The organism is Enterobacter sp. MGH 16 (assembly GCF_000493175.1).
Classification (GTDB): Bacteria; Pseudomonadota; Gammaproteobacteria; order Enterobacterales; family Enterobacteriaceae; genus Enterobacter; species Enterobacter roggenkampii.
Window position 1 is genome coordinate 1544526 of sequence record NZ_KI535695.1, and the last position, 13194, is coordinate 1557719.

Genomic DNA, 13194 nt, shown 5'->3' on the forward strand with positions numbered 1-13194 from the left:
TCTCCACGATTATTCGCAGGTAAGCAGAACCAGTACACATCCCTTTTCTGACGTTAAATCCAGCGTCTTTTGCAGAATGCGGCTCTCACCGCTGAACAGATCCCGATAGCGCTTCCCGGCCAGTTCGTCGGGTATCGCCACCGTGGTATTGACCCACAGCTGATGATTATCCGTGACGCCAAAAACCAGACGCGGCAAGGCGACAATCAGCGCCTCCTCGTCCTTAACGCGCGCATAAACAATCAGGTTCTCTTCCCGCTCGCCGGTGACCTTAAGCGGCAGCCAGTCGCCGTAGCGGAAAAGCGCGTCGTAGTGCGGTCGAAGCCGCAGCAGCGTGGCGGTAACAAACTGTTTGACCCGTCCGTCCCGCCAGCAGGCCGGGTTGTCAAACACCCCGGCATCCGCCGCGCTGAGGCTCTGCACCAGGGCCGGAAAGTCCGGCTCGCGCCGGTTATCCGGGTCGACAAGGCTGAAGTTAAGCGCCTCGCTGCCCTGATAGATATCCGGCACGCCGGGCGCCGTCAGCTTGATCGCCGTCTGGCTGAGGCTGTTCATCAGCCCGGCGCGAATAAAGGGCTGCATCGCCTCGCTGAAATCGTGCAGGAACGGGGTGTTGTTCGGCGAAAGCAGGTGCCGCGCGTAGCTCAACACCACGCTCTCATAGCTCTCGTTGCTGTCAATCCAGTCGGTGCGCTGTTTCGCCTCGCGCAGCGCTTTTTCGAGGAAGCCGAGGAACCGCGTTTCGAGTGCTTTAAGCCCTTCAGCGTCATCCGGTGACAGCGTGGCGGGCCAGACGCCCGCCAGCGCCTGGTAGATCATCCACGTATCGGCGGCGTTCGGCGCGGTACCGTCATTGAGAAAGCGCACCTGGGTCTGGTTCATCTGCCGCCAGCGGGTAAGGTTCTCGCCCCAGCGTTCCGGGGCTTCCGTGAGGGTGTAAAGGCGCGCCCGGGCATCTTCCCCGCGCTTGGTATCGTGCGTGGAGGTACCCAGCAGCGCGTCGGGCTGACGGGCCAGACGAATGCGCATCTCCTGGTGGAAGCGGGATAAGGAAAACGCGCGCGGCGTCGGGTCGGCCCCCACTTCATTAAGCGCAAGCTCAAGGTTGTGGCGAAAGAACAGCGTGTCTTCAACGGACTTCGCCATCAGCGGCCCGGTGAGCTGCTGGAAGCGGGTCCTGAACAGCGCGGCGCTCTCGCGGCAATCTTCCGGCAGGTCGCCGGTAAGAATGCGCACGATCAGGCTGAGCGCGGCTTCAGACGTCTCCACGCTGGCAACCACGCGGTTGAGCAGCGCCACGTCCGGCGGGGTTAACCCCTCGCGAGTGCCGTAGGTGCGGTAGACCGGAAACGCAATAAGCAGCTCGCGCAGCGCGTGGCGGATATCCTCGCGCGGCAGCGCAACCTCATTGCGGCGGGCCAGATCCTCAGCAAGGTTTAGCAGCGTGGTGAATTCCCCCTCAAAATTGCGATCGGTCATCAGGCCTTTGGCATCGCGCAGCGCCGCGTGGCGATCGACCGTCACGCCGAGCGTTTCGTCGTGGATTGTCTCCAGGCGCGACAGGCTATCATCGTCGACCAGCACCTCCGCCAGCGAGGCGATAAACTCGTAGCCGGTGGTGCCGGATACCGGCCAGTCAGCGGGGAGCTGTTCCCCTTTGGCGAGAATCTTTTCGACCGTGATGTAGCAGTCGGGCCCGGCTGCCTGCCGCAGCTTCTGCAAATAACCCAGCGGATCCGCCAGGCCGTCGACATGGTCAATGCGCAGGCCGTCCACCACGCCCGCGTGGACCAGCTCAAGGATCAGCCGGTGCGTATCGTCGAAGACCGCATCATCTTCAACCCGAACGCCGACCAGCCCGGTGATCTCAAAGAAGCGCCGCCATGAGAGCTGCTTCGGTGCCTCCCGCCAGGACATCAGCCGCCAGCTTTGCGCCTCGTGCAGCTCGGCAATGCTCTTCTCCTCGCTGTACGTTCCCGGGTTGAGCGGATACTCGGCGTCGTAGTAAACCAGCGCGGCCTTTTCCGTGACAGGGTCACGTTTTAGCGTGATGGCACCCTTCTCCAGCTCCGCCTCAAAGGTATCGCCAAGAAACGGCAGCGTCAGCGGCCTCGACCCGTCGATATCAAAATAGCGGAAATAGCGGCTCTGCTGGCCGTATTCAATCACGTCCCGCCACCAGAGGTTTTCCAGCGAGGTGGACATATGGTTCGGGACAATATCCAGAATCAGCCCCATACCGGCCTGCTTAAGCGCCGCGGCCATGCGGTCAAAGCCTTCTCGTCCGCCAATCGCGGGGTCGATTTCATTCGGGTTGGTCACGTCATAGCCGTGGGTAGACCCCGTCGTGGCAGTGAACACGGGCGACGCGTAAAGGTGGCTGATGCCGAGGTCCTTCATATACGGCACCAGCGCCACAACGCGGTCGAAGGTCATGCCGTTACGGAACTGAATACGGTACGTGGCGGAAGGGATCATAACGATGCTTCTCCATCAGCAAAGCGAACGACAATACCGTTCGGGGGTAAAACGTCGTTGACCTCCGGCCAGGCGAAGCGCGTCTCCCCCGCGAGCGCGGGCAGGTCGACGGGCTTCGTTCCAATATTCAGCGCCAGAGAAAGCGTGCCTGACGGGAAGCGCCAGCTCACCGCCACCATGCCGGGCGCGGTCTTGAGCACATGGCCCTCAACGGCGCCGCCCGGATGCAGAAGCGGAACGATATAGCGATGGCGCAGCGTTAACAGATGGCGCGTATAGCGCAGCCACGTTTTGCCCTCGTCGGTGGCGATTTTGTTCCAGTCGAGCCTTGAGCGGATAAACGTGTTCACGTCGTTCGGGTCCGGGACGGTTTCATCGTGCCCGGCATGGCCGCTAAACTCTTTCGCGCGCCCTTCCCGCACCGCCTTTGCCAGTTCGCCGTGAAAGTCGGTGAAGAACAGGAACGGATGTGTTTCACCAAACTCCTCGCCCATAAACAGCAGCGGGATATGGGGGGAAAGCAGCAGCGCGGCAAGCAGCACCCTCGTTTTATCAGCCCCCGCGAGGGAGATAAGCCGCTCGCCCTGGGCGCGATTGCCGGTCTGATCGTGGTTTTGGATGAAATCGACGAAGAACTGCGGCGGCTGCGTGCGGCACTCCACGCCGCGGGATTCGCCGGTTTGCAGCGAAATCTCGCCCTGGTAGACAAAGCCTTCCGCCAGCGCCCGGGCGAACTTTTTCTCCGGCTCAAAGGCAAAGTCCTGGTAATAGGCGTGCGTCTCACCGGTAGCAAACACGTGGGCAGCGTTGTGAAAATCATCGTTCCACTCGCCGGTAAACAGCGGCGTGTGGCCCTGTTCATCGCGCGGATGCAGAAAAATCACGTTGCGGCTGTCTTCCGTGGTCAGGTGAACGTGCCGGTGCGGGATCGCCTCGCGAATTTTTGCGGCAATCTCCTCGAGAATGTGCGTCCCGGAACTGTCTTTAATCTGGTCGATGGCATCAAAGCGCAGGCCGTCCAGACGGTACTCCGTCAGCCAGTAGAGCGGTGCGTCGGTGATGTACTGCCTCACCGGCTCGCGCTCGTAGGCGATGCCGTTGCCCCACGGCGTCATTCGATGCTCATCAAAAAACGCGGGCGACAGCAGAGGCAGATAGTTCCCCTCCGGGCCGAAGTGGTTGAGCACGATATCCAGCACCACGGAAAGCCCCAGCCCGTGCGCGGCGTCGATAAACGCGTGGAAATCCTCCGGCGTGCCGTACGCAGAGTGCGGGGCATACAGCAGCACCCCGTCGTACCCCCAGCCGCGGGAACCGCCAAACTGGGAGACGGGCATGACTTCAAGCTGGGTAATCCCCAGCTCCGCCAGATACGGCAGCTTGTCGATCGCCGCCCGGAAGGTGCCCTCCGGGGTAAACGTGCCGATGTGCAGTTCGTAAATGATCGTCTCTTCCCACGGCCGCCCTGCCCAGTCGCGGTTGACCGGCTGGTAACGTCGGGGATCGATCACGACTGAGGGGCCGTTAACGTCACCCTTTTGCGCCCGTGAGGCGGGATCGGGCACCGCCGTGCCGTCCTGAAGAACAAACTGATATTCTGCACCGTGCCTGACGCCGGGGACGTCCGCCTGAAACCATCCGTCGCCGGTTGCCGTCATCGGCACGTCGGTGGCGGCAAGACGTAGCGTAAGTTCTTTCTGTCCTTCTGCCCAGACGCGAAAACGTACAACGTCATCGGAAATAAACTCAGCACCCCACTGCTTTTGAAATGTCCTGAATTCCATTCATTGTCCTCGAATGACCCACATTTTACGCGGAACGAAGTACAAGCTTAGTTCAGGATTAAAAGTGCGTGAGCTCAGCGGATTTAACCGCTTCGTCTATTCTTTATGAAATAACTCACTAACGGGAACACTATGCAGATTCGAAAAGGACTCAATACCGACTTCGCACGCCTTGAATGCTGTGACTTTTCTTTCACCATTAGCCACATTGCCCGGGAGCCGTTTATCCACTGTGATTTGCATATTGAAGCCGTGGCAGAGCCGTGGATAAAAACCTACGAACTCGACATTCAAACGCTTGAAAATCACTGCGTTAATCCGGACGCCATATTTCTTGTCGCGGAAACGGACGACGGTGAAATAGCCGGATTTATTACCGCGTCAGTCGGCTGGAATAAATTTATTTCAGTGGATTATATTGCCGTTGAGCGCACCAAACGCAGAACCGGCGCTGCGCAAAAATTAATGGCCGCCGCGCACGTGTGGGCCCGCAGCGTAAACGCGCCGGGATTACGGCTTGAAACACAAAATGTGAACGTCTCTGCCTGCCTGTTTTACCGTCACTATGGATTTACCCTGGGCGGATACGATCGTTATCTCTACAACGCCCTACCGGAAAAAGACGAGGTCGCTCTGTTCTGGTATTACATGCTGGTCTAGCGGAAACACATTGCCACATCACGGTCATATTTCTGTCACTGAATTTCATTACGCTTTCGGGATTTTAACCACGGTGTTGAGGAAAGAAGTGTGAATTCAATGGCTAAGGCATTACTGCTGGCATTACCGGTTTTGAGTGCAACGGCAGCGGCGACGGCCGTGGAGCACGACCTGTGTGAACCGAAAGCGTACGAAATGGCGCTGCGCTATCAGCAGAAATCGGCAGAGATTATGGCCCTTCAGCTGCAAACCTATCGGTTTGCCACCGAGCGTTTCAACGAAAAGTTAAAGGATCTGAAAACGCCCGAAAATTACGCCGTGGTAATGGACCTGGATGAAACGGTACTGGATAACACCCCACTGCTGGTGCGCGACATGGAGCAGTGTCACGACTATACGAAATGGGACACCTGGAGCGACTGGGAGAAACAGGGAAAACCCGGCTTAATTCCGGGGGCGAAAGCGTTTCTTGACCACGTGAATCAAAGCAAGGTCCGCATCTACTATGTCTCGGATCGTATGCAGGAAAACAAAGCCGACACGCTGAAGACGTTAAACGCTCTCGGCCTGCCGCAGGTATCTGACGAAAGCGTGCTGCTGGATACGGTCAGCAAGGAAGAGCGCCGTCAGAGCATCCTCAAAAAGCAGCAGATCGTGATGCTGTTCGGCGACAGCCTGCCGGATTTCGCCGTGCAGTTTAAAAACAAAAAGCCGAGCGAGCAGCAGCGTGAACTGGTTGAGGCCAGCGCGGAACACTTCGGCAACGACTGGATTGTGCTGCCTAATGCCGCTTATGGCTCATGGTCCAAAGCCACGCCGGACAGCTGGAACGCACCGCTGAAAAAATAATGTCTACGGGCCGGGAAAGCTATCGCGCGCCTTCCCGGCCCTTCGGTTTACTATCCATCCCGTTTATAGGTCCTATCATTTCTGGGCAGGTTCTTATAATTTTACGGAGCAGTAAGATGAGCACTTTCAAAGGAGACTCGTATGCTTACCGTGAAAAAACTTGCTCTTTCCACGCTGATTTCCAGTTCACTGCTTTTCTACCCTGCGCTCCAGGCCTCTGCAGAAACGCCGCAGCACGTCGTTAAACAACCGGCGGGCGGTTACAGCGTGCAGGTCGGCGACGTGCTTGTCACCTCGTTTACCGACGGGACCGTCGCGCAGGATCTGCACAAGCTGCTGCGCCGGACAACGCCGCAAAACATTGATGCGCTGCTCGCAAAAAATTTCCAGACCAACCCGGCTGAGGTCTCCATCAACGCTTTTCTGATTGCGATACCCGGACATAAAATCCTGGTGGATACCGGCTCGGGCCAGCTCTTTGGTCCTGATACCGGCGGACGTCTGGTTGATAGCCTCGCCACGCAGGGAATAAAACCCGAGGACATCACTGAAGTCCTGCTGACCCACGCCCACTCCGATCATGCGGGCGGCCTGGTGAAAGACGGCAAGGTGGTGTTCAGCAACGCGCGCGTTTTCGTTGGCAAACCGGACATCGACTTTTTCTTTAACGACGACAATCAGAAGAAAACCGGCTACGGCAAGAACTACTTCGACGTCGCGCAGAAGACCTTAAAACCCTACCTTGACGCGGGGAAAGTGGTGCCGTTTAGCGGCACATCGGAGATTCTTCCGGGGCTTACCGGCACGGTTCATCCCGGACACACGCCGGGTTCAGCCTTCTACACCCTGACAAGCAAAGGCGAGAAGATCACCTTTGTCGGCGACATCATTCACGCCGCGGCGGTCCAGTTCCCGCAGCCTGCGGTGACCATCACCTACGATGAAGATGAGAACAAAGCGGCAAGCGTACGCGAGCATGCGTTCGCTGACTTTGTGAAAAACAAGGACCTCATTGCCGCGCCCCATCTGCCTTTCCCGGGCATCGGCTATGTGACGAAAGGCGAGAAAGGCGGCTATGCCTGGGTCCCTGTGACCTATACCAACCGGGACGCCAGCAGCGCGAAATAAGATGACGCGGATATCTGACATGGACATAGACCTGCTCCTGACGCTGGACGCCCTGCTTCAGGACAGGAACATCACCCATGCGGCCGCGCGGCTGGGCATCAGCCAGCCCGCGCTCTCTGCCCGTCTCGCGCGTCTGCGCACGCTGTTTGGCGAACCGCTGTTCATTCCCTCCCCGCATGGACGCGGGGTGTTACCCACGCCGCGCGCGGAAGCGCTCAGGCCGCAGGTGACAGGCGTTCTGCGCGGCATCAGCGCGATGTTTGCGCCCACCGCGTTTGACGCGCAAACCAGCAGCCGGACCTTTGTTATCGCGCTGCATGAAAACCCGGCGCTGATGCTCGGCACCGCGCTGCTTAACAAGGTGGATACCGATGCTCCCGGTATTCGCCTGCGCTTCGCCCTGCCCGAGATGGCCGAACTGCCGCAGCAGCTGGAGAACGGCGATGTGGATCTCTACATCGGCGTGAGCGCGGGCGCCCATGACGGGTGGGTAAGGCGCAAACTCCTCGACGACGCGTTTGCCACCGCCCAGCGAAAAGGGCATCCGCGCGGAACGGGTGCGTTAGATCTGGAGGTCTACTGCGCGCTTTCCCATCTGGTGGTGTCGTCGGCGGGAGATCCGTTTACCGGATTTGTCGACCAAACCCTCGCCGGGCTGGGCTATCAGCGACACGTTGCCATGTCCACCCAGAGCTACGCTATGGCGCCTGCGCTGGTTGCCGGTACCGACCTGGTGTGCACCCTGCCGGAACGGATGCTGAAGCAGTTTGCCAGCACGCTGGATCTCTTTGCACCACCGCTGCCGCTCCAGCCCATTACCATCAACATGTACTGGCACCCGAAAAACAGCCAGGATCCGGCGAACGCCTGGCTGCGCGAGCAGCTCCTGCGGGCAGCAGGACGTCAGGTGTGATCGAGCGTGACCAGAAACTTTTTTAGCACCTCTGAGCGAATAATCCGGTGGCAAACCAGGGTGAGTTCGCTCTCCCGCAGCCGGTCAAGGATGTCCACGTAGACGACGTTCTCGACGCTCACCGCCTTTGCCGACGCGGGAAGCAGCGCCAGACCAAACCCTGCCGAAACCAGGCTGATGACCGTGGGCACGTCGGTCGCGTTTTGCACCACGTCCGGCTGAAAGCCCGCCCCGCTGCAGGCGTCATAGAAGTACTGCTCCAGCCCCATTCCCTCCGGGTCGCGCAGGGAGATCCATTTTTCGTCTTTCACCGACGAAAGCGTCAGCGCGGCGGACCCGGCCAGCGGATGCTGACGATACAGCGCCAGCACCGTTTTCTCCGAGGCGAACGGGCGGCTTTGCAGATCGTCCGGCAGCGACGGCAGCGGCGCGCGGATGATGGCAACATCCAGCTGGTTGCTCTGCACGGCGGCGTAGAGCGTCTGCACGTTTCCCGTCATCAGCGACATGGTAATGGCGGGCCAGCGGCTGTGCATCTGGCGCAGCGCGGCGGGCAGCCTGCCGTCAAACATCGCGCTCGACACGCACCCGAGGTTTAACACACCCTGCTCGCCCCGTGCCGTTTGTCTGGCGTCCAGCACCGCCTGTTCGGTCAGCGAGATGGCAAGCCGGGCTTTCACGAGAAATGCTTCGCCCGCGGGCGTCAGGGTCAAGCGGCGGTTCGCCCGGCTGAAAAGCGTGACGCCTAAACGTTCTTCCAGGGCCTTTATCTGCTGGCTCAGCGCCGGCTGCGCCATGTTCAGACGCTCGGCGGCCCGGTGCATATGGAGCTCTTCGGCCACGACGATGAAGTGGCGCATCTGGCGAAACTGCACGAGGCGACCTCCCGAATTGATATTAATTTACTTATCAATTTAACAGTAATGATGCAATTGATGCTATTGGTCATTGCCATAAAAATGGAGGTATTCAACCGAGGGAGGAAAATATGGAAAACCAGATTAACGATCTCCGCAGCGCCATCGCCTTACTGCAGCGCCACGAAGGGCAGTACATTGAAACCGATCGTCCGGTCGACCCCAACGCGGAACTGGCGGGCGTCTACCGCCATATCGGCGCAGGCGGCACGGTCAAACGTCCAACCCGTACGGGCCCGGCCATGATGTTCAACAGCGTGAAGGGCTATCCGCACTCCCGCATCCTGGTGGGCATGCACGCCAGCCGCGAGCGCGCGGCGCTGCTGTTGGGCTGTGAGCCTTCGGAACTGGCAAAGCACGTCGGCCAGGCAGTCAAAAAGCCGGTTGCGCCGGTTGTCGTTCCGGCCTCGCAGGCCCCCTGCCAGGAGCAGGTCTTTTACGCTAACGATCCTGACTTCGACCTGCGCAAGCTGCTTCCGGCCCCAACCAACACGCCGATTGATGCGGGTCCGTTCTTCTGTCTGGGGCTGGTGCTGGCAAGCGATCCGGAAGACAGCTCGCTGACGGATGTCACCATCCACCGCCTCTGCGTTCAGGAGCGCGACGAGCTTTCCATGTTCCTTGCCGCCGGGCGCCATATCGAAGTCTTCCGCAAAAAAGCAGAAGATGCCGGAAAACCGCTGCCGGTGACGATCAACATGGGTCTCGACCCCGCCATCTACATCGGCGCGTGCTTTGAGGCCCCTACCACGCCGTTTGGCTACAACGAGCTGGGCGTCGCCGGGGCGCTGCGCCAGCAGCCGGTTGAGCTGGTACAGGGCGTAGCGGTCAAAGAGAAAGCCATCGCGCGGGCGGAGATCATCATCGAAGGTGAACTGCTGCCGGGCGTGCGCGTGAGAGAGGATCAGCATACCAATACCGGCCACGCGATGCCGGAGTTCCCGGGCTACTGCGGCGAGGCGAACCCCTCCCTGCCGGTGATCAAAGTGAAAGCCGTGACCATGCGCAACCACGCGATCCTGCAGACGCTGGTGGGACCAGGGGAAGAACATACCACGCTGGCCGGACTGCCGACCGAGGCCAGCATCCGCAATGCCGTAGAGGAGGCTATTCCGGGCTTCCTGCAAAACGTCTATGCCCATACCGCGGGCGGCGGCAAGTTCCTCGGGATACTGCAGGTGAAAAAACGCCAGCCGTCAGACGAAGGACGTCAGGGCCAGGCGGCGCTTATCGCCTTAGCCACCTATTCGGAGCTGAAGAACATTATTCTGGTCGACGAAGACGTGGATATTTTCGACAGCGACGACATCCTGTGGGCGATGACCACCCGCATGCAGGGCGATGTCAGCATCACCAATATTCCGGGGATCCGCGGCCACCAGCTGGATCCGTCCCAGTCGCCGGATTACAGCACCTCGATTCGCGGCAACGGCATTTCCTGCAAGACGATCTTCGACTGCACGGTGCCGTGGGCGCTGAAGGATCGCTTCGAACGGGCGCCGTTTATGGAAGTGGATCCACGTCCGTGGGCACCGGAGTTGTTTGCCGATAAGAAATAAAATCACGCGCGTATGGCCCGCAGGTCATACGCTGATTTTCTTTTCAAGCGTGGCAATATTTTCACCCGCCGCTCGCTCCACCGAGAAACGATCGACGCTCAGCAAAATGAGCATCAGCCCCCTGCCGCTCTCCAGCAGCGGTGAGATTTCACAAAAACGGTCTCGCCTGGCGGCCTCAAGCCGCGCCAGCGGGAACGCGTCGCCCGCGTCGGTAAAATCAATGCAGACGTCGCTGTCGCGGATATCGAAGCGTACGCTGAATGTGCGCGAGGCATCCTCATGCAGCGCGTGCCGGATGATATTCGTCGCCACCTCACAGACGGCGAGATCGAGCGCGAAACGCCACTCATCATCTACGGGAAGCGCGCTCAGCCGCGCTTCCAGCCAGCCGGCCAGCGGCGTCAGGGAACCGAGCACCGCCGGAAATTCTGCCTGCACCGGCGTCTGCATCTACTGCCCCAGCTGCGCAAGCGCGCTGCTTTTGTCCGGATAGATGCGGAATATGCGGTCCATGCGGGTCAGGGTGAACATGTTCATGATCCCGGGGTTCAGGGAGCACAGCGCCATGTCGCCTTTCCCGTTCATCAGCTTAAACAACGACACCAGCATTCCCAGCCCGCTGCTGTCGATAAAATCCACTTTGCTGAAGTCGACAATCAAAGCCTTGCGATCGTCGCCAATTTCTTCCGTCACGGACGCTTTAAACGTCGCGGCAACGGAGGCATCCAGCCGCCGGACTGCGGGCGTGAGGATGTTGGCATGCGGTAGTCGTTCAGTGTTAATAATCATTCTGTTCTCCCTGACGCTCGATCACGAGCAGTGAAACGTCATCGGTTAAGGCGGTCGGTTCATCACGATTTGCGTTGCGCCAGCCGGTCAGGTGGTCACCGAACCGCGCCAGGAGCTGGTCAACCGGAAGTCGGGCATGGTCATGAAGCCAGCGTTCGAGACGCTGCGGGCCAAACTGCTCGCCGCTGACGTTCTCACACTCCGTAATACCGTCACTGAATAAGCATAAGCGATCCCCCGGATTGAGGGTAAACGCGACGTCCTCCCAGCTGAGGTCAGGCATCAGCCCGACCGGCGGGCCGCCATTGCCCACGGACGTGACGGCGCTGTCTGCGTTCACAATGACGGGAGTAGGATGCCCGGCCTGACACAACACCCCTCGTCCGCTCTCGGGGTCGATCACCCCGTAGATAATGGTGAAATAGCTGGTAATGTCACTCTCTTCACTGCAAAAGCGGCTGTTCAGGATTCCGATCACCTCCGCAGGCGACTGAATGCCGCCCTGATCGGTAAACAAAAAACGGTCTACCACCCGGCCATGTAAGAACTGACGCGCCACCGCGAGGGACATCATCGCGGCCCCCACGCCGTGACCGGACACATCCACGCAATAGAACCCAATGTGAGAATCGAGTGGAAAAATATTGAACACATCGCCTGAGACCCACGCAGACGGCAAGAAAAGCCAGTCGGAAAAGTAGTTCCCAAAGCGTAAGCGGTGCGAAGGCAGCACGGAGTGCTGAACGCGCGCCGCGAGTTCAAGATCCTGTTCAATCTGATGCAACGCTTCACTCAGGCGCTTGTTGTGCGCCGCGAGGGTCGCTTCCAGCGTTAAAATACGGACCCCGGCGTGCAGACGCGCCCGCAGTTCATCCTGCTCGACCGGCTTGCTTAAAAAATCATCGGCTCCGGCATCAAAGCCCTGCGTTAAATCCCCGGCATTTTCGCGTGCCGTGAGCAGAATGACATAGACGTAGTGGCCAAACTGACGGTTGCGGATGGTCTGACAGAGCGTGAGTCCGTCCATTTCCGGCATGTCCCAGTCGCTTATCACCATGCTGATCGGCTGGCTGGACAGTATTTCCAGCGCGGCGACGCCATTTTCCGCCTCGCTCACGATATACCCCCACTGGGTGAGCATTCGGGAGAGTAACCGACGATAAATCAGCGAATCTTCTACGATTAACACGTGCAGCGCCGACATACATCCCTCCTAAAGCGGTAAGAACCAGATGAGGCTCACGGTCCCTTCCCTGAATTTTGCATTCCCGTTGCCGTGCCCCGGATAGCGCGTTCCCGCATAGTTCGCGTACTGGATGGAGAACGAACCCGGCGTATAGCCGGCATAACCGAAGCTGTAGCTGTAATCGCCGTTCCAGGGCTGCTGCTGGCTGCTGTCCGGGAACCAGAATGCCGTCGCGCGAACGAAGAAATGTTGTTTGAAGGTGTAGCCGCAGCCGCCGAGCATGACGTTTTTATTTTTGCGGATGTCATCGCTGCTGAGGTCGTAGTAGCGCGGCACCCAGCTGTACCCGACCTGGCAAATGATGGAATCCCCTTTATTAATCAGGAGCGTGTTTTCGACCGGTTTCGGTAGCGAAAACTTGTAGGCCAGCGTGAAGGCGCCCTGTTCGAAATAGGTGTGTCGTCGGCTGCCCGATGTCCAGAAATGGTTATCGCCGTAGTTGCTGTAAACCAGACTGACGGTGTTGGCGTGCCAGTCATCGTAGCCGAAGCTGTAGCGAAAATCGGCGGTGTAGCGGCTGGTGTCTCTGACCGGCAGTCGGGACGTAATGTTGGCAAACCAGAAGCTGTAGGGGGAATACTGAAGGCTGAGATTCAGCGTCTGGTTAATCTTTTTCTTTTCCGTGGCGGTGTCTGAACTGTTAGGAACGCTCATCCACTGCTCTTTCAGTCCCGAGCTAAAGCTCAGCGCACCTGAGAATTTCTTGTCGTTACCCGAGAACAGGCGCCCCCAGCGGCTGGTAAAGACGCCAGCCTGAACAGGTTCACCGTTCTTGTCGCGCAGGGATTCATTTTCACTGCTTTTCGCCGCCTCTGCGGCGGGGATCGCGGCGAGCAGCACGCCCGCCAGAAGCCATTTTTCGCGCATAACC

At 59.1% G+C, this 13194-nt stretch carries 12 protein-coding genes; 5 read left to right on the forward strand and 7 right to left on the reverse strand.

The window, feature by feature from the left end; genetic code table 11:
- Positions 1-9 precede the first annotated feature (9 nt).
- Entirely contained in the window at positions 10-2478 is a 2469-nt protein-coding gene (treY, locus tag L362_RS15330; RefSeq protein ID WP_023344167.1) for a malto-oligosyltrehalose synthase, read from the reverse strand.
- Complete coding sequence (gene treZ / locus L362_RS15325) at positions 2475-4262, reverse strand: malto-oligosyltrehalose trehalohydrolase (protein WP_023327498.1); 1788 nt, start codon at positions 4260-4262, stop codon at positions 2475-2477. The genes treY and treZ overlap by 4 nt, the downstream gene beginning before the upstream one ends.
- Before the next feature lie 132 nt (positions 4263-4394).
- Here treZ and L362_RS15320 point away from each other — a divergent pair, with 132 nt between their 5' ends.
- The 4 genes from L362_RS15320 (at position 4395) to L362_RS15305 (ending at position 7812) form a co-directional block, all read left to right on the forward strand.
- The gene (locus L362_RS15320) at positions 4395-4922 is read left to right on the forward strand and encodes a GNAT family N-acetyltransferase (protein WP_023327499.1); all 528 of its coding nucleotides are present in this window, start codon (positions 4395-4397) and stop codon (positions 4920-4922) included.
- A 99-nt stretch (positions 4923-5021) separates the two neighbouring features.
- A complete protein-coding gene (locus tag L362_RS15315; protein WP_230861871.1) occupies positions 5022-5771 on the forward strand; it encodes a 5'-nucleotidase, lipoprotein e(P4) family in 750 nt (249 codons plus the stop codon).
- Between the two features lie 141 nt (positions 5772-5912).
- Positions 5913-6899, forward strand: a complete 987-nt coding sequence (locus tag L362_RS15310; RefSeq protein WP_023327501.1) for an MBL fold metallo-hydrolase — start codon at positions 5913-5915, stop codon at positions 6897-6899.
- 1 nt (position 6900) lies between these two features.
- Positions 6901-7812: a LysR family transcriptional regulator gene (locus L362_RS15305; RefSeq protein WP_032635714.1), complete on the forward strand. Its 912-nt coding sequence runs from the start codon at positions 6901-6903 to the stop codon at positions 7810-7812.
- On the opposite strand, the gene L362_RS15300 is transcribed toward L362_RS15305, so the two are convergent.
- Positions 7803-8687, reverse strand: a complete 885-nt coding sequence (locus tag L362_RS15300) for a LysR substrate-binding domain-containing protein (RefSeq protein WP_008501665.1) — start codon at positions 8685-8687, stop codon at positions 7803-7805. The two genes, L362_RS15305 and L362_RS15300, sit on opposite strands and share 10 nt — an antisense overlap.
- Before the next feature lie 113 nt (positions 8688-8800).
- Here L362_RS15300 and L362_RS15295 point away from each other — a divergent pair, with 113 nt between their 5' ends.
- Entirely contained in the window at positions 8801-10288 is a 1488-nt protein-coding gene (locus L362_RS15295) for a UbiD family decarboxylase (RefSeq protein ID WP_023327503.1), read from the forward strand.
- A gap of 24 nt (positions 10289-10312) precedes the next feature.
- On the opposite strand, the gene L362_RS15290 is transcribed toward L362_RS15295, so the two are convergent.
- The 4 genes from L362_RS15290 to L362_RS15275 are packed head-to-tail and all read right to left on the reverse strand — an operon-like array spanning position 10313 to position 13190.
- Positions 10313-10738, reverse strand: coding sequence for an ATP-binding protein (locus L362_RS15290; protein WP_023327504.1), 426 nt, complete (start codon positions 10736-10738; stop codon positions 10313-10315).
- Positions 10739-11077, reverse strand: a complete 339-nt coding sequence (locus L362_RS15285; RefSeq protein ID WP_023292380.1) for an STAS domain-containing protein — start codon at positions 11075-11077, stop codon at positions 10739-10741.
- Positions 11067-12281: a PP2C family protein-serine/threonine phosphatase gene (locus tag L362_RS15280; RefSeq protein ID WP_023327505.1), complete on the reverse strand. Its 1215-nt coding sequence runs from the start codon at positions 12279-12281 to the stop codon at positions 11067-11069. The genes L362_RS15285 and L362_RS15280 overlap by 11 nt, the downstream gene beginning before the upstream one ends.
- 9 nt (positions 12282-12290) lie before the next feature.
- On the reverse strand, positions 12291-13190 hold the full coding sequence (locus tag L362_RS15275; protein WP_023344168.1) for a hypothetical protein: 900 nt from the start codon (positions 13188-13190) through the stop codon (positions 12291-12293).
- Positions 13191-13194 lie beyond the last annotated feature (4 nt).